Raw genomic sequence first — 21,378 nt, 5'->3', positions numbered from 1 at the left:
CACCTTCCGGGTCTGCACTTGCCGGTGATGTTCGAGCAGGTCATGGAAGGGCTGCGGGTGGTCGAGGACGGAACGTATCTGGATGGCACGTTCGGGCGTGGTGGCCATGCGCGCGGCGTGCTGCAGAAGCTGGGCACGGGAGGGCGACTGCTGCTGATGGACAAGGATCCCGAGGCGATTGCGGTGGCCGAGCGCGAGTTCGGCACGGACCCGCGCGTCGCGATCCATCGCGGCAGCTTCACCGACCTCGCGCATTGGGATGCGGTGGCCGTCGGCCTCGATGGGGTACTGCTCGACCTGGGCGTGTCGTCGCCGCAGCTGGACGTGGCCGAACGCGGCTTCAGTTTCGGCAAGGACGGCCCGCTCGACATGCGCATGGATCCCGACAGCGGCGAAAGCGCCGCGCAGTGGCTGGCGAATGCATCCGAGCAGGACATCGCCGACGTGCTGTGGACCTACGGCGAGGAACGCATGAGCCGGCGCATCGCGCGCGCGATCGTCGCCCGTCGGGCGCAGCAGCCGATCGAACGTACCGCCGATCTCGCCCAGCTGATCGCGTCGGTGATGCCGCGCGGCAAGCACGACAGCATCCATCCGGCGACGCGCTCGTTCCAGGCGATCCGCATCCACGTCAATCGCGAACTGTCCGACCTGGAAGCGGGCCTGGACGCGGCGCTGGCCGCGCTCAAGCCGCAGGGCCGGTTGGCGGTGATCAGCTTCCATTCGCTGGAAGACCGCATCGTCAAGCAGTTCATCGCCCGGCACGCGAAAGCGCCGCCGACGAATCGTCGCTTGCCGGCAGTCGAATCCTTCGTGCCGACCTTGCGCGCGATTGATGGAGCCCAGAAAGCGGGCGCGGCGGAGCTGGCGGCCAATCCGCGCGCGCGCAGCGCGGTGCTGAGGGTGGCTGAAAAGCTGGATGGAGCGGGACTGGGGGTTGGGGACTGGGGGCTCGGCGAAGAACAAAAGCAAAGCAGCGATGCAGGCCGGCGTTCGCGCGAGGCCGCACCGCTGTTCCGAGTCCCCAGTCCCCAGCCCCTGGCCCCCGCCTCCGCAGGAGGCCACCCATGAGCCTGCGCATGTTGCTCGCGATCCTGATCGCTGCCAATGTCGTCACCGCGGTGATGGTGGTGCATGCGCGTCATCAGCACCGACAGCTGTTCGTGGAGCTGACGCGGCTGGAGAAGGCGCGCGACGCGCTCAACATCGAGTTCGGTCGCCTGCAGCTGGAACAGGCCACCTGGGCCGAGAGCAACCGCATCGACCAGATCGCGCGCGACAGGCTCGGCATGAAGTTCCCTGAAGCCGCCGAGATCGTGGTGGTGCGTCCATGAAGCCGCGCAATCGCGCCCAGTTCAACCTGCGCGCACGGCTGGCGATGGTCGCCGGCGCGCTGGGATTGAGTTCATTGGCGCTGGTCGGGCGCGCGGTCGACCTGCAGCTGATCGACAACGACTTCTACCAGAAGCAGGGCAATGCGCGTTTCCTGCGCGACATCGAGATCCCGACCTCGCGCGGCATGGTCACAGACCGCAACGGCGAGCCGCTGGCGGTTTCCTCGCCGGTGGAATCGGTGTGGGCCGATCCGCAGGAGCTGCTGAAGCATCCGGCGCGGCTGCCGCAACTCGCCAAGGCACTCGGCGTGCCCGCGGATTACCTGACGCGCAAGGTGTCGCAGCGCGCCGGCAAGGAATTCATGTGGCTCAAGCGCCGCATCAGTCCGGTGGCGGCGAAGAAGATCGTCGCGCTCGACATCCCCGGCGTGTTCTCGCAGCGCGAATTCCGCCGCTTCTACCCGCAAGGCGAAGCGATGGCGCACGTGCTGGGCTTCACCAACATCGACGACGAAGGCCAGGAAGGCCTGGAACTGGCCTTCGACGAATGGCTGCGCGGCACGCCCGGCAGCAAGCGCGTGATCCGCGACAACCGCGGCCGCATCGTCGAGAACGTCGACCTGATCAAGCCGGCGCAACCGGGCAAGGACCTGACGCTCACCATCGACCGCCGCATCCAGTACCTGACCTATCGCGAATTGAAGCGCGCATTGCTGGAATCCGACGCCAGCAGCGGCTCGGCAGTGGTGCTGGACGTTGCCACCGGCGAAGTGCTGGCGATGGCCAACCTGCCGTCCTACAACCCGAACGCGGTGGAGTCGGGCAATCGCGATTCGCACCGCAACCGCGCCGTGACCGACGTGATCGAACCGGGCTCGACGATGAAGCCGTTGACCGTGGCCGCCGCGCTCGAGGCCGGCGTGATCACGCCGGAGACGAAATTCAACACCAATCCGGGCTGGATGCCGAACGGCCGCTATCGCACCACCGACACGCACAACTACGGCATCCTCGATACCACCGGCGTGCTCACCAAGAGTTCGAACGTGGGCGCCTCCAAGATCGTGGCGCTGCTGCCGGACAAGACCTTCTACGATTTCGTGCGCAGGTTCGGCTACGGCGAAAGCACGCACAGCGGCTTCCCGGGCGAGGCCGCGGGCGTGTTCATGCCGCCGTCGCAATGGAGCGGCACCAGCAAGCAGACCATGTCCTACGGTTACGGGCTGTCGGCGACGCCATTGCAGATCGCGACCGCCTACGCCGCACTCGCCAACGGCGGAAAACTGATCGCGCCAACCTTCGTCAAGGGCCAGGTCAACGAATCCAGGCAGGTGCTGGACGCGGAGATCGCCCGTGAAGTGATGAAGATGATGCAGACGGTGACCGAGACCGGCGGCACCGCCACGCGCGCGGCGATCCTCGGCTACCACGTCGCCGGCAAGACCGGCACCTCGCGCAAGGCCAGCGGCGGCGGCTACTCGCGCGAGTACGTCGCGTTTTTCGCTGGCGTGGTGCCGGTCGACAATCCGCGCTTCGCGATGGCGATCGTCATCAACGAACCCGACGCGAGCCGCGGCTACGGCTACGGCGGCGGCTACGTGTCGGCGCCGGTGTTCCAGAACGTGATGGAAGGCGCGCTGCGGCTGATGGACGTGCCGCCGGACGACATCGAGACCTGGCTGGCGGCGCAGGCTGCAGCGGAAGCCAAGCGCAATGGCGGAAAACCGGTAGCTGTCGCCGCCGGCCGGATCTCCAGCCCGCAGTCCACAGTCCCGGCTGCTGCGGAGCTGCAGCCATGACCCGCGCGATGCTGCTGGCTGAACTGTTGCCGGACGTGCCCGCCGTGCCGGCGGAACTGGCCGTTACCGGGCTGGTACTGGACAGCCGCGATGTCCACGGCGGCGACGCCTTCGTCGCCATCGCCGGTTTCGGCGCGCATGGCCTGGGCTTCGTCGACCAGGCGCGCGCTGCCGGTGCCGGCGCGATCCTGTTCGAACCGCCGGCACCGCCGGACCTGCCGGCACCGGCCGATGCCATCGCCGTGCCCGGCCTGCGCGCGCGCATGGGCGCGATGGCCGACCAGTTCCACGGCCAACCCTCGCATGCGATGACGATGGTCGGTGTCACCGGCACCAGCGGCAAGACCTCGACGGTGCAGCTGATCGCGCAGTCGCTGGAACTGCTTGGTCGGCGCGCCGGCACGATCGGCACGCTGGGCGCCGGGCTGTACGGCGATGCGCAGCCGACCGGGTTCACCACGCCGCTGGTATTGCAGATGCATGCGCTGCTGGCACAACTGCGCGACGCCGGCGCCACGGCCGTGGCGATGGAAGTCAGTTCGCACGCGCTGGACCAGGGTCGCGTCGATGCGGTGCATTACGACGTGGCGGTGTTCACCAATCTCACCCGTGACCACCTCGACTATCACGGCGACATGGCGACGTACGGTGCCGCCAAGGCGAAGCTGTTCGCGCGTCCGGGCCTGCAGGCGGCAGCGGTCAATCTCGACGACGATTTCGGCGTGTCTCTGCTCGCGCAGCTGCCGGACAGCGTGCGCGGCGTCGGCCTGAGCGCGCGTGGCCATGCGCAGGCACTGGTGCGCGCAGAGAACATCGCGCTGGATGCGTCCGGCCTGGCCTTCGACCTGGTATTGGGAGATGTCCGCGCCGCGGTGCGTTCTTCCCTGCTCGGCCGTTTCAATGTCGACAACCTGCTGGCGGTGGCTGGCGTGCTGCATGCGCTGGGCGAGACGCCCGAGGCCATCGCCGCGGTGCTGCCGCAGCTCCAGCCCATCGCCGGGCGCATGAACCGGCTCGGCGGCGATGGCGTGCTGCCGCTGGTGGTGATCGACTATTCGCACAAGCCCGATCCGTTGCAGCAGGCGCTGCAGTCGCTGCGCGGCCACCTGCGTGGGCGTCTGGTGTGCGTGTTCGGCTGCGGCGGCGAACGCGATCGCGGCAAGCGTCCACTGATGGCGGCGATTGCCGAGGCGCACGCCGATGCGGTGATCGTCACCGACGACAATCCGCGTGGCGAGGATGGCGATGCCATCGTCGCCGAGATCATGGCGGGATTCGCGCGTCCGCAGGCCGTGGTGGTGGAACGCGATCGCGCTGCCGCGATCGCGCGCGCCATCGGCGAGGCCGGCGCCGACGACATCGTGCTGATCGCCGGCAAGGGCCATGAGCCCTACCAGGAGATCGCCGGCGTCAAGCATCCGTTCGACGACACGCGCGTTGCACGCAGCGTGCTGGAGGGCAGGGCATGAAGCCGCTGAGCCTCTCGGCGATCGCGCGCATGACCGGTGGCCGCCTGCACGGCGTAGCTGTGAATGGCGCAGCTGTAAAGGGCGATGACGTCGTGGTCGATGCCATTGCCACCGACACCCGTGCATTGCCGGCGACCGGCGCGGCGTTGTTCGTCGCACTCAAGGGCGAGCGTTTCGACGGCCACGATCATGTCGCGGTGTTCGCGAAATCTTCTTCCACGACATCAGGTGCCGCGATTGCGGCGGCGCTGGTGTCGCGCGAACTTGCCATCGACCTGCCGCAGATCGTGGTGGCCGATACCGAGCGCGCGCTTGCCGCCCTGGCCGGCGCGTTGCAGCGCGAGCGCGGCGGCAAGGTGGTCGCGATTACCGGCAGCAACGGCAAGACCAGCGTCAAGACCCTGCTGCTGTCGATCCTCGCGCAGGACCGCGGCAGGAAGGCCTATGCCAACCCGGGTAACCGCAACAACGAGATCGGCCTGCCGCTGGCGGTGATCGACGCGCCGGAGGATGCCGACATCGCGATCTACGAGATGGGCGCCGGCAAGCCCGGCGACATCGCGTATCTGACGGCCGTCGTCAGGCCCGACGTGGCGCTGGTCAACAACATCGCGCCCGCGCATCTGGAACGCATGGGCAGCTTGCTCGGCGTCGCCGACACCAAGGCTGCGATCTACGATGCGCTGCCGGCCGACGGCGTGGCGGTGATCAACGCCGACGATGCGTTCGCCCCGTATTTCGCCGAGCGCGCGCATGGCCGCCGCATCCTGCGCTTCGGGCTCGAAGCCACCGCCGACATCAGCGCGCGCGACGTCCGCGCGACCGCCGAAGGCATGGCATTCATCCTGATCACGCCGGCCGGCGATGTCGACATCGCGCTGCCGTTGCCGGGACGGCACAACGTATCCAACGCACTCGCCGCGGCCTGCCTGGCGCTGGGCGCGGGCGCGTCGCTGGACACGATCGCAGCCGGGCTCGGCGCAGCACGTGCGGTGGCCGGCCGCCTGGTCGCGCATCGCCTCGACGGCAACGTGCAGCTGATCGACGACAGCTACAACGCCAATCCCGGATCGCTCAACGCCGCGATCGAAACCCTGGCCGGGCAGGGTGGCGAAAGCTGGTTGGTGCTGGGCGACATGCGCGAACTCGGCGCCGATGCCGAGGCCCTGCACGCGGCAGCGGGACGTCGCGCAAAGAGCGCCGGCATCGCGCGTCTGTACGCGCTTGGCACGTTGAGCGCCGCCGCCGCGCAGGCTTTCGGAGACGGTGGCCGCGCCTTCGAATCCCATGAAGCACTGGCGCGCGCGCTGCGCTCCGATCTGCAGGCCGTTACGGATGCTCCTTCCGCGGTGTTGAGGGTGCTGGTCAAAGGCTCGCGCGGCAGCGCCATGGATCGGGTCGTAAGCGCATTGCTGTCGAAAGAACCGTCGACGAACACGGGGGGCACCGATGCTGCTTGAACTCACGCGCTGGCTGCAGCAGCTGGAAAGCCTGTTCGGCCTGTTCGCCTACCTGACCTTCCGCGGCATCCTCGCCGCGTTGACGGCGCTCTTCCTGTCGCTGTGGCTGGGGCCGGCGGTGATCCGCAAGCTGGCGCAGTACAAGGGTGGTCAGCCGATCCGCCAGGACGGTCCGCAGACGCATTTCTCCAAGGCCGGCACGCCGACCATGGGTGGCGCGCTGATCCTGATCACCGTGCTGCTGTCGGTACTGCTGTGGGGCGACCTGCGCAACCGTTATGTATGGCTGGTGCTGGCGGTGATGCTGGCGTTCGGTGCGATCGGCTGGTACGACGACTGGATCAAGATCGTCAGGCGCGATCCGAATGGACTCAAGTCGCGCTGGAAATACCTGGCGCAATCGGTATTCGGCCTGGCCGCGGGTCTGTTCCTGTACTACACCGCCGATGCGCCGGCGGCGATCACCTTCTATATCCCGTTCTTCAAGGCAGTGGCACTGCCGCTGGTCGGCTTTGCCTTCGTCACGATCGCCTATTTCTGGATCGTTGGCTTCTCCAACGCGGTCAACCTGACCGACGGCCTCGACGGCCTGGCAATCATGCCGACGGTGCTGGTCGCCTGCGCGCTGGGCGTGTTCGCCTATGCGTCAGGCAATGCGGTGTTCTCCAACTACCTGCAGATTCCGCAGGTGCCCGGCGCGGGCGAGCTGGTGATCATCTGCGCGGCCATTGCCGGTGCCGGGCTTGGCTTCCTGTGGTTCAACACCTATCCGGCGATGGTGTTCATGGGCGACATCGGTGCGCTGGCGCTGGGCGCAGTGCTCGGCACGATCGCCGTGATCGTCCGCCAGGAACTGGTGCTGGTGATCATGGGCGGCGTGTTCGTCATCGAAACGCTGTCGGTGATCATCCAGGTGGCCTCGTTCAAGCTCACCGGCAAGCGCGTGTTCCGGATGGCACCGATCCACCACCACTTCGAACTCAAGGGCTGGCCGGAACCACGCGTGATCGTGCGCTTCTGGATCATCTCGGTGATCCTGGTGCTGGTCGGCCTCGCAACGTTGAAGGTGCGCTGATGAGCACCACCTACGCCACCGACAGTCCGCGCCAGGCCACGCGCCTGGATGCGATCCAGGGCCGCTTCGATCCCTGGTTGCTGGGCGCCACCATCGCGCTCGCCTGTCTGGGCGTGGTCATGGTCGCGTCCAGTTCGATCGCCATCGCCGAGAACGACGGCGTCGGCCCGTTCTACTACCTGACCCGGCACATCGTGTTCCTCGGCGCTGGTGGCGTGCTGGCGATCTGGCTGATGCGCACCGAACTGAAGACGGTCGAGCAGAAGAACCAGTGGCTGCTGCTGCTGTGCTTCGTGTTGCTGCTGCTGGTGTTCGTGCCGGGAATCGGCAAGAGCGTCAATGGGGCGCAGCGCTGGATCAACCTCGGCGTCTCCAATTTCCAGGCGGTGGAAGCGGTCAAGCTGATGTACGTGGTGTGGCTGGCCAGTTACCTGGTGCGCTTCCGCGACGAGGTGAACGCGACCTGGATCGCGATGCTCAAGCCGATCGGCGTGGCGGTGCTGCTGGTGGCGCTGCTGATCATGCAACCCGACTTCGGCTCGCTGTCGCTGCTGCTGGCCATCACCGCCGGCATGCTCGTGCTTGGCGGCGTGCACATGCCGCGCATGTTCGGACCGGTGCTGGTGGGCTTGCCGATCCTGGCGGCGATCGCGATCGCCGAGCCGTATCGCGTGCGCCGTTTCACTTCCTTCCTCGACCCCTGGGCCGACCAGCTCGGCAGCGGCTACCAGCTGACCAATGCACTGATGGCGGTCGGTCGCGGCGAATGGTTCGGCGTGGGCCTCGGCGCTTCGGTGCAGAAGCTCAACTTCCTGCCGGAAGCGCATACCGATTTCATCCTCGCGGTGATCGGCGAGGAACTCGGCTTCGTCGGCGTGTGCCTGGTGATCGGCCTGTATGCGCTGCTGGTCGGGCGTGCGTTCTGGATCGGACTGCGCTGCGTCGAAATGCGCCGCCACTTCGCCGGATACTGCGCGTTCGGCATCGCGCTGTGGATCAGCCTGCAGAGTTTCGTATCGATCGGCGTCAACCTCGGGTTGCTGCCGACCAAGGGACTGACCTTGCCGCTGATCTCGTCCGGCGGCTCCAGCGTGCTGATGACCTGCGCCGCACTCGGCCTGCTGCTGCGTGTGTCCTACGAACTGGATCGCGCCGAGCGCCAGGTCGCGCGCCTGCGCGGCGAGGCCGTGCAGCCGTCGACCGGCACGCCGGCAACCGCGCAGCCTGCACCGGCCGACATCGCGCCGGCGCGCGGCACCAGTCGCCTGCGCCAGCGCACCGAGCCGACGCTAGGACTGAGGAAAGGCGCATGAATGGCGAGCAGCGCCCGGTGATGATCCTGGCCGGTGGTACCGGCGGTCACATTTTCCCCGGCCTCGCTGTCGCGCAGGCCTTGCGCGCGCGCGGCGTGCCGGTGGCCTGGCTGGGTGCTGCCGGCAAGATGGAAACGCGACTGGTGCCGCAGCATGGCATCGAGATCGATACGCTCGATGTCGCCGGCGTGCGCGGCAAGGGCATGGCCACGCTGTTGCTGGCCCCATTCAAGCTGTTCGGCGCGGTGATGCAGGCGCGTGCGCGCTTGCGTGCACGCGATGTCCGCGCCGTGATCAGTTTCGGCGGCTTCGCCGCGGGACCGGGCGGACTGGCGGCACGCAGTCTTGGCCTGCCGCTGGTCGTGCACGAACAAAACCGCGCGCCGGGCATGACCAACCGCGTGCTGGCGAAATTCGCCGGACGCGTGCTGACCGGCTTCCCTGACAGCTTCGCCGGCACGAATGAAGAAGTGGTCGGCAATCCCGTCCGCGCCGAGATCGCGGCAATCGCACCGCCGGCGGAACGCCTTGCCGGAAATCATGCCAGGGTGCGGGTGCTCGTGCTCGGCGGCAGCCAGGGCGCGCGTGCCTTGAACACGGTATTGCCGCAGGCATTGCGCGAAATCGGTACGGAGCAGTTGGAAGTCCGGCACCAGTGCGGCGAAAAGATGGCCGCGGCCGCGCAGCAGGCCTATGCCGATGCCGGCGTCAGCGCCAGCGTCGAACCCTTCATCGCCGACATGGCGCAGGCCTACGCCTGGGCCGACCTGGTGGTGTGCCGCGCCGGTGCGTTGACGCTCGCGGAACTGTGCGCGGCCGGGCTCGGTGCGGTGCTGGTGCCGTTCCCGCAGGCGGTCGATGATCACCAGACACGCAATGCGCAATTCCTCGTCGAGCGCGGCGCCGCCGTGCTGGTCGCCGAAGGCGAAGGATTCGACGAACGTCTGATCGCCGCGTTGCGTCCGCTGCTGGCGGATGCGGGCAAGCGCCGTGCGATGGCCGAGGCTGCGCGCACGCTGGCACGGCCCGATGCCGCCGACCGCATCGCCGACATCGTCCTGCAGGAGGCGGCGTGATGTCGAGCACGATGCACACACGGCGCATGCAGGACGCCGGTGATCTCGCCGCGGCCTATCGTCGCGTGCACTTCGTCGGCATCGGCGGCGTCGGCATGAGTGGCATCGCGGAAGTGCTGTGCACGCTCGGCTACCAGGTCTCCGGTTCCGACAACGCGGACAACGCGGTCACCCGTCGCCTCGGAAAAATTGGTGCGACCGTGCATCGCGGCCATGCCGCGGCCAACGTGCTCGGTGCCGATTGCGTGGTCGTGTCCAGCGCGATCAAGTCCGACAATCCCGAATTGATGGAAGCGCGCGCACAGCGCATTCCGATCGTGCCGCGCGCCGAGATGCTGGCCGAGCTGATGCGCTTCCGCCGCGGCATCGCCGTCGCCGGCACGCACGGCAAGACCACGACCACTTCGCTGACCGCGAGCGTGCTGGGCGAGGGCGATATCGACCCGACCTTCGTCATCGGCGGGCAGCTGCTCGCGGCCGGCGCCAACGCGCGCCTGGGCAGCGGCCAGTGGCTGGTGGCCGAGGCCGACGAGAGCGACGGCAGCTTCCTGCGCCTGAATCCGTTGATCGCCGTCGTGACCAATATCGATGCCGATCATCTTGAAAATTACGGCGGCGACTTCGCTCGCGTGCAGGCGGCCTTCGAGGAATTCCTCCATCGCCTGCCGTTCTACGGCCTGGCGGTACTGTGCATCGACGATCCCGAAGTGGCCACGCTTGCGGCGAAGACGCCGCGCCATGTCATGGCCTATGGCTTCTCCGAGGAAGCCGACGTGCGTGCCGAACAGGTGCTGCAGGACAGCGCGCGCATGCGCTTCGTGCTGTGCCTGCCGGACGGCTCGCGCACGCCGGTGACGCTGGCTCTGCCGGGCCGGCACAACGTGCAGAACGCGCTGGCCGCTGCCGCGATCGGCTGGCAGCTCGGCGTGCCGGCGGATGCGATCGCGCGAGCGCTGGAGAACTTCGCCGGCATCGGTCGCCGCTTCAACCTGCTCGCCGAACTGCAGACGAAAAGTGGCGCGCGCGTGCAGCTGGTCGACGACTACGGCCACCATCCGAAGGAACTGGAAGCGGTGTTCGCCGCCGCCCGCGGCGGCTGGCCCGACAGGCGCCTGGTCGTGGCGTTCCAGCCGCATCGCTACAGCCGCACCCGCGATCTGTTCGACGAGTTCGCCGCAGTACTGTCGAGTGTCGATGCGCTGGTGCTGACCGAGGTCTATCCCGCCGGCGAGGCGCCGATCAACGGCGCCGATGCCAAGTCGCTGGCGCGTGCGATCCGCGCGCGCGGCCGCATCGATCCGGTGGTGACCGGTGGCGCGAACGATCTGGCCGCGTTGCTCCCCGACGTATTGCAGGACGGCGACCTGCTGCTGCTGATGGGCGCCGGCGACATCGGCTATGCCGCACAGCGGCTGGCCGCCGAAGGTTTCGAGGAAAAGACGAAGTGACCCACCCGATTCCACCGCTGCGCATCACTGACCCGGCCGCCTTCGGTCGCGTCGCCGTGCTGATGGGCGGCAACAGTTCCGAGCGCGAAGTGTCGCTGGATTCCGGCCGCAACGTGCTCGAGGCACTGCGTTCGCGCGGCGTCGCCGCGCATGCGGTCGATGGCATCCCGAACCTGCTGCGCGAGTTGCAGGGCAAGGAATTCGATCGCGTGTTCAACATCCTGCATGGCGGCGATGGCGAGAACGGCGTGCTGCAGGGCCTGTTGCAGACGATGGGCGTGCCGTACACCGGTTCCGGCGTGCTCGGCTCGGCGCTGGCGATGGACAAGATCCGTAGCAAGCAGGTGTGGCTGTCGCTGGGATTGCCGACGCCACGCTATCTGCGCCTACAGAAGGGAAACGACGTGCACGCGGCCGCACGCGAGCTGGGCTTGCCGGTGATCGTCAAGCCGTCCTGCGAGGGATCCAGCGTCGGCGTGTCGCGCGTGCTGGCCGATGCCGACGTCGATGCCGCGGTCGAACTGGCCATCCGCTATCCGGGCGAGCTGCTGATGGAGCAGATGATCGTCGGCGACGAACTGACTGTCGGCATCCTGGGCAACGTCGCGTTGCCTTCGATCCGCATCGTGCCCAAGGGCCAGTGGTACGACTACCACGCCAAGTACGTCGCCGAGGACACCCAGTACCTGTGCCCGGGCCTGTCGGGCGTCGAGGAGGAAGAGATCCAACGGCTGGCGCTGGCCGCGTTCGAATCCGCAGGCTGCAGCGGCTGGGGTCGCGTCGACGTGATGCGCGATCGCGACAGCGGCGACCTGTACCTGCTCGAAGCCAATACCGCGCCGGGGATGACCAGCCACTCGCTGGTGCCCAAGGCCGCGCGCCAGGTCGGCATAGAGTTCGATGAGCTGTGCTGGCGGATCCTGGAGATGACGGTATGAAGGTCGTCATTCGTCATTCGTCATTCGTGATTCGCAACAGCAGGGGCGCAGGCTCGCAGCAATGCTTTGCCCTTGCGAATCACCAATCACGGCTTTCAACAGCCGCATGGCTGGTCATCACGAATCACTGTGGCGCCGGAGGCGACGCATGAGCGCCCTGCTGCGCTTCATGGCCTGGGCACTGGCGCTGGCGCTGGTCGCGCTGCCGGTGGTCGCGGTGGTGAACGGCTGGGTCGGCACCGAACGGTTCCCGCTGCGCAAGCTACGCGTGACCAGCCAGTTCGAACGCGTCGATCCGCAGCTGCTGCGCAGCACCGTGCTGCCGTATGCGCGACAAGGCTTCTTCGCCGTGCAGCTGGACGACGCGCAGGCGGCCGTCAGCAAGCTGCCGTGGGTCGATCGCGCCGAGGTGCGCAAGCATTGGCCGGACGTGCTCGAGATCAGGCTGGTCGAGCACGCGCCGTTCGCACGCTGGGGCAAGGATCGACTGCTGTCGCAACAGGGGCGCCTGCTGCCGGTCAAGGGCATCGACGTGCCCAAGGGCCTGCCGCTGCTCGATGGCCCTGACACCCGCACCGCCGACGTCGTCGCGCTGTACAACGAAGCGCGCGAGATGTTCGCCGCCAGCGGCGTGCAGGTGCGGGGCATCGCGCTCGATCCGCGCGGCAGCTGGTCGCTGACCCTCGACAACGCCGCGCAGGTGGTGGTCGGGCGCGGCGACGAGGATGCACGCCTGCGCCTGTCGCGTTTCGCGCGCCTGCTGCCGCAGCTGCTCGAGCAGCAGCAACGGCCGCTGCTGCGTGCCGATCTGCGCTACACGAATGGGTTTGCGCTGACGTGGGGCGAGGCGTCGGGAATCGGGAATCGGGCATCGGGAATCGGACAGCCGCAATCGCTGCCGCTGGCCCGCGCCCCGTTGCCGCCTGCTCGCGTCGCTTTTGCTCTTGCTTTTTCGATTCTCGATTCCCGATTCCCGATTCCCGGTACCCCCTCATGAACCGCAAAGGCGACAAATCGCTGATCGTCGGGCTCGACATCGGCACTTCCAAGGTAATCGCACTGGTCGGCGAATATTCGCCGGGCAATCCGATCGAAGTCATCGGCATCGGTTCGCACGAATCGCGCGGCCTCAAGCGCGGCGTAGTGGTCGATATCGAATCGACCGTGCAGTCGATCCAGCGCGCGGTCGAGGAGGCCGAGCTGATGGCCGGCTGCGAGATCCGTTCGGTGTATGCGTCGATTTCCGGCAACCATGTCGGTTGCCGCAACTCGCCGGGCATCGTGCCGATCCGCGATGGCGAGGTGACCTACCAGGACCTGGACCGCGTGCTGGAAGCGGCCAAGGCCGTGGCGATCCCGGCCGACCAGAAGATCCTGCATGCGATCGCGCGCGAGTACGTGCTCGACGACTCGCAGGAAGGCATCCGCAACCCGGTCGGCATGACCGGCGTTCGCCTGGAAGTGCACGCGCACCTGGTGGTGTGCGCGCAGTCGGCCGCGGCCAACATCAGCAAGTGCGTACAACGCTGTGGCTTGCAGATCGACGACCTCGTGCTGTCGTCGCTGGCCTCCAGCACTGCGGTGCTGACCAACGACGAGCGCGAACTGGGCGTTGCACTGGTCGACATCGGTGCTGGCACCACCGACCTGGCGGTGTTCGTGCAGGGCGCCATCTGCCACACCGCTTCGCTGCCGATCGCCGGCGACCACGTCACCAACGACATCGCGCACATGCTGCGCACGCCAACGCCGGAGGCCGAGCAGATCAAGGTCCGTTACGCCTGCGCGCTGGCGCAGCTGGCGACGGCGGAAGAAAGCATCCAGGTGCCCAGCGTCGGCGATCGTCCGCCGCGCCGGCTACCGCGCCACTCACTGGCGCAGGCGGTGCAGGGCCGCTACGAGGAGATCTTCGAGATGGTGCAGGCGGAACTGCGCCGCTCCGGCTTCGAGGAACTGGTGCGTGCCGGCATGGTGCTGACCGGCGGCGCTTCGAAGATGGAAGGCGTGGTCGAACTGGCCGAGGAAATGCTGCAGATGCCGGTGCGCGTGGGTATCCCGCAGCACGTGTCGGGACTGGGCGAAGTGGTCGGCAACCCGGTGCACGCCACCGGCGTCGGCCTGCTGCTGATGGGCAGCCAACTGGAGAACCCGCGGCGACCGTCGATCCCGACCGGACGCGCCGGCAGCCTGTTCAACAAATTGAAGGATTGGTATCGCGGAGAGTTCTGAAAAGCCGTGATTGGTGATTCGTGATCGGGAAAGTCAAGAGCGAAGCAGAGGACTGGCTGAGAAAAGCGTAGCGCGGCAGGTGGAAAGACGATTGCGGTAAGGCGGTAGGCAATTCACATAAACGTCGGTGGTCCTGATCGTGGCGTGACGAGGAAGCCATTCCGAATCACGAAGCACGAATCACGAATCCCGGCACTTACAAGAGAGGACGTGGACATGGCGCATTTCGAACTGGTTGAAAAGATGGCCCCGAATGCGGTCATCAAGGTGGTAGGCGTGGGCGGCGGCGGCGGCAACGCGGTCGCGCACATGGTCAACAGCAGTGTCGACGGGGTGGAATTCATCACCGCCAATACCGACGCGCAGGCGATCAAGAACTGCGGCGCCAAGCTGCAGCTGCAACTGGGTACCAACGTGACCAAGGGGCTCGGCGCCGGTGCGAATCCGGAAGTCGGTCGCCAGGCCGCGCTGGAAGACCGCGAACGCATCATGGACGCGCTGGCCGGCGCCGACATGGTGTTCATCACCGCCGGCATGGGCGGTGGCACCGGCACCGGGGCGGCGCCGGTGGTGGCGCAGCTCGCGAAGGAAATGGGCGTGCTGACGGTGGCCGTGGTCACCAAGCCGTTTCCGTTCGAAGGCCGGCGTCGCATGCAGGTCGCGCTGAAGGGCATCGAGGAGCTGTCGCACCACTGCGATTCGCTGATCACGATCCCGAACGAGAAGCTGATCACCGTACTGGGCAGGAACGCGACGATGATCCAGGCGTTCCGCGCCGCGAACGACGTGCTGCAGGGTGCGGTGCAGGGTATTGCCGACCTGATCGTGCGCCCAGGCCTGATCAACGTCGACTTTGCCGACGTACGCACCGTGATGAGCGAGATGGGCCTGGCGATGATGGGCACCGGCCACGCCCGCGGCGACGACCGTGCGCAGGCGGCGGCGGAAAGCGCGATCCAGAATCCGCTGCTGGACGACGTCAACCTGTCCGGTGCCAACGGCATCCTGGTCAACATCACCGCCGGTCCGGACTTCACGATGGCCGAGTTCGACGAAGTCGGCCGCACCATCGAGAACTTCGCCTCGGAAGACGCGACCGTGGTGATCGGCACCGTGCTGGATCCGGACATGCAGGACGAGGTCAAGGTGACCGTGGTTGCCACCGGCCTCAACCGCGTCGCCTCGCGGCAGTCGGTGCGCCTGCAGGAACACGAACCGATGCGCACGCCGATCAAGCTGGTGCGCAACGCCACCACCGGGCAGCCGGACTTCGATGCGATGGCCAACGTCGAACCGGCGCCGATGCCTGGTTTCGGAGGCCTGCGCAACCGTGGCGGCGGTGCGGAGGCGGCTCCGGCCGTGGCCGACCTGCCGGGCGACTATCTGGACATCCCGGCGTTCCTGCGCCGCCAGGCCGACTGATTGCCGTAGCCAAGTCGCACAAGTCCGTCCTTTTGCTGCCGGGTCGCGCCGGCCCGGCAGCATTTTTGGTACCGGCGCAGCGGCTGCTTGTGGCTGCACGGGCGGGGTTCGCCCCCCGGCATCGAGATCGGCTGAGCCCGTCCCGCTTCCGTTCAGGTTCAGCAAACCGCGTGCTAATCTTCGCGTCCTGGTTCGTGCGTCCGGTGCGGCCAGCCGAGTCGACTGCTTCCGCTGCATCCCCATCTCCACAACGCCAGCGCAAGGCTCCGCCCCCGACCCATGCTGCGTCAACGCACCCTCAAGAACGTCATCCGCGCCACCGGCGTCGGCCTGCATAGCGGCGAGAAGGTCTACCTGACCCTGCGGCCCGCGCCCGTGGACACCGGCATCCTGTTCCGCCGCATCGACCTCGATCCGGTGATCGAGATCCCGGCGTCGGCCGAACTGGTCAGCGAGACCACGCTATGCACCGGCCTGTCCCGCGAGGGCGCCAAGGTACAGACCGTCGAACACCTGATGTCGGCGCTGGCTGGCCTAGGCGTCGACAACATCTATGTCGAACTGTCCTCGGCGGAACTGCCGATCATGGACGGCTCGGCCGGCCCGTTCGTGTTCCTGCTGCAGTCGGCGGGCATCGTCGAACAGGACGCGGCCAAGCGCTTCATCCGCATCAAGCGCCCGGTCGAGGTGCGCGAGGGCGACAAGCTGGCGCGCTTCACGCCTTACGACGGCTACCGGCTCGGCTTCACCATCGAGTTCGATCACCCGATGATCCCGGCCGCGCAGTCGCGCGCCGAGCTGGAGTTCTCGACTGCGGCCTATATCCAGGAAGTCAGCCGCGCGCGCACTTTTGGCTTCATGCGCGACCTGGAGTTCATGCGCGAACGCAACCTGGGTCTCGGCGGATCGATGGACAACGCCATCGTCCTGGACGAGTTCCGGGTGCTGAACGACGATGGCCTGCGCTATGCGAACGAGTTCGTTCGCCACAAGATCCTCGATGCGGTCGGCGACCTGTACCTGGCCGGCCACGCCATCATCGGCGCCTACGAGGGCCACAAGTCCGGCCATGCGCTCAACAACAAGCTGGTGCGCGCCCTGCAGGCCGATGCTGCCGCCTGGGAAGTGGTCACCTATCCGGACCAGGGGGTTGCTCCCCCGTTCTACGGCGAACTGGCGCACGCCTGAGCCGTCATCTGCTGCCGTTCGTCTGAACCGCTCATCGACGTGAGCGGACTGTGAAGCGTGCACGTCAATTTAACTTTTTTCTTCCCGGATATTAACGAATCGCCTGGCGATGGTCGTTACCATGCCGGCTGGCCTCGATGGCGTACCCCGCTGATATAACGGGTTTCACTGCCGGCTCCGGCCAACCAGGAGCAGTTCCGGATCACGCGGAGTCGGGGTCTTTCAGGGAATCCAGGGCGGCACGCAGGGCATCACGCGAGGCCGCCGACATCGGTTTGACCGTTCGTTCGACCTGCGGTGGCTTGGCAACCAGCGGGCTGGCCGTCGTCTTGGCGACCAGATCGGTCACATCGAGCCCGAGGGACCGGGCAGCGTCGAGTATTTCGGTAGCCGCGAGCCTGAGCCTGGCCCGCCACACCGGCGAATCGACGACATAGACGAGTTTGCCGCGGTCGACATTGGCCAGCCGCGCATGCGCGGCCAGCTCAGGGGGCAGACAGGGGTGCAACCGCAGGTCCAGCGCGTCCAGCCACAAGGCACGACGCAGCGGATCGCCGGCCGGACCCGCCAGCAGCGCATCGAGCGCCGGCTGCGGGACTGAAGGGCGATCGTCGCGGGACCTGGAACCAGACATACGGGACTCAATGAGCGTTTCAACCATCCTAAACAATACGCGCTACTGGGTGATGGACCTGCCCTATCGCATGCGCGACTTCATCTCGTTCCGGCCGGCCACGGCGGCGATCGTGCTGGCGGCCGTCGGCGTCGCCGCCGGTGCCGGCGCCCGCAGCGGGATCGGCAGCCTCGAGGTGCGGCAGCTGCAGGGCAAGGTCGCCCACGAGCAGGCGCAGTTGGACCAGGTGCGCGACCACGCCCGCCGCGAGGTCAATGCCATGGCGGCGCGTCTGGCCGAACTGCAGGCTGAGGCCAATCGCCTGAACGCGCTCGGCGAGCGCCTCACCCGCATCGGCCAGCTCGAAGACGGCGAGTTCGATTTCGACAAGCCGGTCGGCGTCGGTGGCGCCGGTCCGGTCCGCGACATGAAGCCGGGTGAACTGCACGAAGGCCTCGACCAGCTGAAGCTGCAGCTGCAGTCCTCGGGTGAACAGCTGACCCTGCTGGAATCGCTGCTGTTCAACCGCCAGCTGGACCGCAACGCGGTGCCGTCGCGGTTGCCGATCGCCAATACCTACATCACGTCCGGCTTCGGCGGTCGCGCCGATCCGTTCGGCGGCGGCAGCCAGTACCACAAGGGCATCGATTTCAAGGCCCGCGTCGGCGATCCGGTCAACGCCGTCGCCGATGGCGTGGTCAGCTACGCCGGCGTGCGTTCGGGCTACGGCAAGGTGATCGAGATCGACCACGGCAACGGCTACGTGACCCGCTATGCGCACAACTCGCGCTTGCTGCTGAAGGTCGGCGACCTGGCGCGGGCCGGACAGGAGATCGCCAAGGCCGGCTCGACCGGTCGTTCCACCGGCGCCCACGTGCACCTGGAGGTTTGGCAGAACGGCCGCGTGATGAACCCGCGCAAGTTCCTCGGCGACCAGGAAGTCAAGCGCGGCTGATGGTGGCAACAGGGCGCCGCATCATCGCGCCCGCCGCCATCCGCCGCAGCGCGTAGCTGCAAGCAAGGGCCAGGGCAACCGCCAAGGGTTGATACGCGTCCCAGCGGCCCCAAGCTACAATGCGCGTTGCCAAAAAGGGCGCCCAGCGCCCTTTTCTGTTTTCGGGCCTTGCCCGGCATGTCGCGCCAGGCGCGGCGTTTCCCTTCCTGATCCGGCCAAACCATGCTCAACAGCCTGCTTACCCGCGTTTTCGGCAGCCGCAACGAACGCCTGCTGCGCCAGCTCGATCGCATCGTCGCCAAGGTCAACGCCTTCGAACCCGAACTGAAGAAGCTCAGCGACGAGCAACTGCAGGCCAAGACCCCCGAATTCCAGAAGCGCATCGCCGACGGCGAATCGCTCGACAAGCTGTTGCCGGAGGCTTTCGCGGTCTGTCGCGAGGCCAGCATCCGCGTGCTCGGCATGCGCCACTACGACGTGCAGCTGGTCGGTGGCATGGTGCTGCACCTGGGCAAGATCGCCGAGATGCGCACCGGCGAGGGCAAGACCCTGGTCGCGACGCTGGCGGTGTACCTCAATGCGCTCGAGGGCAAGGGCGTGCACGTGGTCACGGTCAACGACTACCTGGCCCGCCGCGACGCCGCGCAGATGGGCAAGCTGTACAACTGGCTGGGCCTGTCGGTCGGCGTGGTCTACCCGGGCATGCCACATTCCGACAAGGCCGCCGCTTACAACGCCGACATCACCTACGGCACCAACAACGAATTCGGCTTCGATTACCTGCGCGACAACATGGCGCTGGCCAAGGAAGACCGTTTCCAGCGCGGCCTGCATTACGCCATCGTCGACGAGGTCGACTCGATCCTGATCGACGAGGCGCGCACGCCGCTGATCATCTCCGGCCCGGCCGACGAATCGCAGGAGCTGTACCTCAAGGTCGACGCCATCGTGCCGCGCCTGACCCGACAGAAGACCGAGGACGGCGAGGGCGACTATTGGGTCGACGAGAAGGGCAAGCAGGTGCATCTGTCCGAAGAAGGCCAGGAGCATGCCGAGGAACTGCTGCGCGGCGCCGGCGTGCTCGGCGACGACGGTCTCTACGACGCCCACAACATCCACGTGGTGCACCACCTCAACGCCGCGATGCGCGCTCACGGCATCTACCAGCGCGACGTCGATTACATCGTGCGCGATGGCGAAGTGGTGATCGTCGACGAATTCACCGGCCGCACCCTGCCGGGCCGGCGCTGGTCCGACGGCCTGCACCAGGCGGTCGAGGCCAAGGAACGGGTCAACATCCAGCGCGAAAACCAGACGCTGGCCAGCATCACCTTCCAGAACCTGTTCCGCATGTACGGCAAGCTGTCCGGCATGACCGGCACGGCCGACACCGAGGCCTTCGAGTTCCAGAGCATCTACGGCCTGGAAGTGGTGGTGATCCCGACCAACAAGCCGATGATCCGCAAGGACCATTCCGACCAGGTATTCCTCAACCGCGCCGGCAAGTTCCGCGCGGTGGTCAACGAGATCAAGGACGCGCACGCGCGCCAGCAGCCGGTGCTGGTCGGCACCACCTCGATCGAGGTCTCCGAGATGCTGGCCGAGCAATTGCGGGAAGCCGGCGTGCCGCACGAGGTGCTCAACGCCAAGCAGCACGAGCGCGAGGCGATCATCGTCGCCCAGGCCGGCCGCCCCGGTGCAGTCACCATTGCCACCAACATGGCCGGCCGCGGTACCGACATCGTGCTCGGCGGCTCGCTGGAGTCCGAGCTGGCTGCGCTGGAAGCCGAGGCTGGCGGCGAGCTCGACGAAGTCACCCGTGCGCGCGTGAAAGCCGAGTGGCAGCAGCGCCACGACGCGGTCAAGGCCGCCGGCGGCCTGCACATCGTCGGCACCGAACGCCACGAGTCGCGCCGCATCGACAACCAGCTGCGCGGCCGCTCCGGCCGCCAGGGCGATCCAGGCTCGTCGCGCTTCTACCTGTCGCTTGAAGACAACCTGATGCGCATCTTTGCCGCCGACTGGGTGCAGCGGATGATGGCGCGGATGGGGCTGAAGGAAGACGACATCATCGAAAGCCCGCTGGTGACCAAGCAGATCGCCAACGCGCAGCGCAAGGTCGAGTCGCACAACTTCGACATCCGCAAGAACCTGCTCGACTTCGACGACGTCAACAACGACCAGCGCAAGGTGATCTACCAGCAGCGCGACGAGTTGCTGGAGGCCGAGTCGGTGCACGAGAACATCGAAGGCATCCGTGCCGACGTGGTCGCCGACCTGGTCGCGCGCTTCGTGCCGCTGAATTCGATCGACGAACAATGGGACCTGCCGGGCCTGGAGGCCGAGCTGGCCAACGAGTTCGGCCTGCAGCTGTCGCTGGCCGACCTGGTCAAGCAGAAGACCGAGCTGGACAGCGAGCAGTTGGCCGAGCACGTGCAGGATGCGGTGGAAAAGCATTTCGCCGACAAGGAAGCGCAGACCGGCGCCGACACCATGCGCATGCTCGAGCGCCACATCATGCTCAACGTGCTCGACCAGAACTGGAAGGAGCACCTGGCGCGCATGGACTACCTGCGCCAGGGCATCCACCTGCGCGGCTATGCGCAGAAGCAGCCGAAGCAGGAATACAAGAAGGAAGCCTTCGAGCTCTTCGGCGAGATGCTGGACAAGGTCAAGCGCGAGGTGATCGCGCTGCTGTCGCGCGTGCGCATCCGCAGCGAGGACGAAGTGGCCGCGCTGGAAGCCGAGGAGCGCCGCCAGGCCGCCGCCATCGCCGAGCGCATGCAGTTCCAGCACGCCGACATGGGCGGCTACGGCGCCGACGAGGAAGCCGCCGACGCGCAGCAACGCCAGGCGGGCCTGATCCCGGAACTCTCGGTCGAGCGCGCTGCCGGACCCAAGGTCGGCCGCAACGATCCTTGCCCTTGCGGCAGCGGCAAGAAGTTCAAGCACTGCCATGGACAGTTGGCTTGAGGGCCGAGATTGGTGAGTGGTTATTGGTGATTGGTGAAAAGCATCATCCCGAGCGTAGCGAGGGACCTGCTTTGAGGCCGGGAGTG

Annotated in this window: 17 protein-coding genes; 16 read left to right on the top strand and 1 reads right to left on the bottom strand. The window is 67.0% G+C overall.

The window, feature by feature from the left end:
• Positions 1-27: 27 nt before the first annotated feature.
• The 14 genes from rsmH to lpxC all read left to right on the top strand — a co-directional run bounded on the left by rsmH (position 28) and on the right by lpxC (position 16,751).
• Positions 28-1,071, top strand: coding sequence for a 16S rRNA (cytosine(1402)-N(4))-methyltransferase RsmH (gene rsmH / locus IP90_RS10055; protein ID WP_144899494.1), 1,044 nt, complete (start codon positions 28-30; stop codon positions 1,069-1,071).
• Entirely contained in the window at positions 1,068-1,334 is a 267-nt protein-coding gene (gene ftsL, locus IP90_RS10050; RefSeq protein WP_144899493.1) for a cell division protein FtsL, read from the top strand. The genes rsmH and ftsL overlap by 4 nt, the downstream gene beginning before the upstream one ends.
• The gene (locus IP90_RS10045) at positions 1,331-3,133 is read left to right on the top strand and encodes a peptidoglycan D,D-transpeptidase FtsI family protein (protein ID WP_144899492.1); all 1,803 of its coding nucleotides are present in this window, start codon (positions 1,331-1,333) and stop codon (positions 3,131-3,133) included. Before ftsL ends, IP90_RS10045 begins: the two co-directional genes overlap by 4 nt.
• Positions 3,130-4,602, top strand: a complete 1,473-nt coding sequence (locus IP90_RS10040; RefSeq protein WP_144899491.1) for a UDP-N-acetylmuramoyl-L-alanyl-D-glutamate--2,6-diaminopimelate ligase — start codon at positions 3,130-3,132, stop codon at positions 4,600-4,602. The genes IP90_RS10045 and IP90_RS10040 overlap by 4 nt, the downstream gene beginning before the upstream one ends.
• On the top strand, positions 4,599-6,062 hold the full coding sequence (locus tag IP90_RS10035; RefSeq protein ID WP_144899490.1) for a UDP-N-acetylmuramoyl-tripeptide--D-alanyl-D-alanine ligase: 1,464 nt from the start codon (positions 4,599-4,601) through the stop codon (positions 6,060-6,062). Before IP90_RS10040 ends, IP90_RS10035 begins: the two co-directional genes overlap by 4 nt.
• Positions 6,052-7,137, top strand: coding sequence for a phospho-N-acetylmuramoyl-pentapeptide-transferase (mraY, locus tag IP90_RS10030; protein WP_144899489.1), 1,086 nt, complete (start codon positions 6,052-6,054; stop codon positions 7,135-7,137). Before IP90_RS10035 ends, mraY begins: the two co-directional genes overlap by 11 nt.
• Positions 7,137-8,450 (top strand): putative lipid II flippase FtsW, encoded by a 1,314-nt coding sequence (gene ftsW, locus IP90_RS10025; protein ID WP_144899488.1) that lies wholly within the window; start codon positions 7,137-7,139, stop codon positions 8,448-8,450. The genes mraY and ftsW overlap by 1 nt, the downstream gene beginning before the upstream one ends.
• The gene (murG, locus tag IP90_RS10020; protein ID WP_144899487.1) at positions 8,447-9,526 is read left to right on the top strand and encodes an undecaprenyldiphospho-muramoylpentapeptide beta-N-acetylglucosaminyltransferase; all 1,080 of its coding nucleotides are present in this window, start codon (positions 8,447-8,449) and stop codon (positions 9,524-9,526) included. The genes ftsW and murG overlap by 4 nt, the downstream gene beginning before the upstream one ends.
• Before the next feature lie 11 nt (positions 9,527-9,537).
• Complete coding sequence (murC, locus tag IP90_RS10015; protein ID WP_144899667.1) at positions 9,538-10,974, top strand: UDP-N-acetylmuramate--L-alanine ligase; 1,437 nt, start codon at positions 9,538-9,540, stop codon at positions 10,972-10,974.
• Entirely contained in the window at positions 10,971-11,912 is a 942-nt protein-coding gene (locus IP90_RS10010) for a D-alanine--D-alanine ligase (protein WP_144899486.1), read from the top strand. The genes murC and IP90_RS10010 overlap by 4 nt, the downstream gene beginning before the upstream one ends.
• 148 nt (positions 11,913-12,060) lie before the next feature.
• Positions 12,061-12,909: a cell division protein FtsQ/DivIB gene (locus IP90_RS10005; protein ID WP_144899485.1), complete on the top strand. Its 849-nt coding sequence runs from the start codon at positions 12,061-12,063 to the stop codon at positions 12,907-12,909.
• The gene (gene ftsA, locus IP90_RS10000) at positions 12,906-14,141 is read left to right on the top strand and encodes a cell division protein FtsA (protein WP_144899484.1); all 1,236 of its coding nucleotides are present in this window, start codon (positions 12,906-12,908) and stop codon (positions 14,139-14,141) included. The genes IP90_RS10005 and ftsA overlap by 4 nt, the downstream gene beginning before the upstream one ends.
• Before the next feature lie 216 nt (positions 14,142-14,357).
• Positions 14,358-15,563, top strand: a complete 1,206-nt coding sequence (gene ftsZ / locus IP90_RS09995; RefSeq protein WP_144899483.1) for a cell division protein FtsZ — start codon at positions 14,358-14,360, stop codon at positions 15,561-15,563.
• A gap of 279 nt (positions 15,564-15,842) precedes the next feature.
• On the top strand, positions 15,843-16,751 hold the full coding sequence (lpxC, locus tag IP90_RS09990; RefSeq protein WP_144899482.1) for a UDP-3-O-acyl-N-acetylglucosamine deacetylase: 909 nt from the start codon (positions 15,843-15,845) through the stop codon (positions 16,749-16,751).
• A gap of 202 nt (positions 16,752-16,953) precedes the next feature.
• Here lpxC and IP90_RS09985 read toward each other — a convergent pair whose 3' ends face one another.
• Entirely contained in the window at positions 16,954-17,385 is a 432-nt protein-coding gene (locus IP90_RS09985; RefSeq protein ID WP_144899666.1) for a DciA family protein, read from the bottom strand.
• Between the two features lie 10 nt (positions 17,386-17,395).
• On the opposite strand from IP90_RS09985, the gene IP90_RS09980 reads away from it, so the two are divergent.
• Together IP90_RS09980 and secA are read left to right on the top strand one after the other, a co-directional pair.
• Positions 17,396-18,319 (top strand): M23 family metallopeptidase, encoded by a 924-nt coding sequence (locus tag IP90_RS09980; RefSeq protein ID WP_144899481.1) that lies wholly within the window; start codon positions 17,396-17,398, stop codon positions 18,317-18,319.
• Between the two features lie 222 nt (positions 18,320-18,541).
• Positions 18,542-21,292 (top strand): preprotein translocase subunit SecA, encoded by a 2,751-nt coding sequence (gene secA, locus IP90_RS09975; protein ID WP_144899480.1) that lies wholly within the window; start codon positions 18,542-18,544, stop codon positions 21,290-21,292.
• The last annotated feature ends 86 nt before the right edge of the window (positions 21,293-21,378 follow it).

The sequence above is a fragment of the Luteimonas cucumeris genome (assembly GCF_007830035.1).
GTDB lineage: Bacteria > Pseudomonadota > Gammaproteobacteria > Xanthomonadales > Xanthomonadaceae > Luteimonas_C > Luteimonas_C cucumeris.
This window is presented reverse-complemented; position numbering and strand designations above follow the sequence as displayed.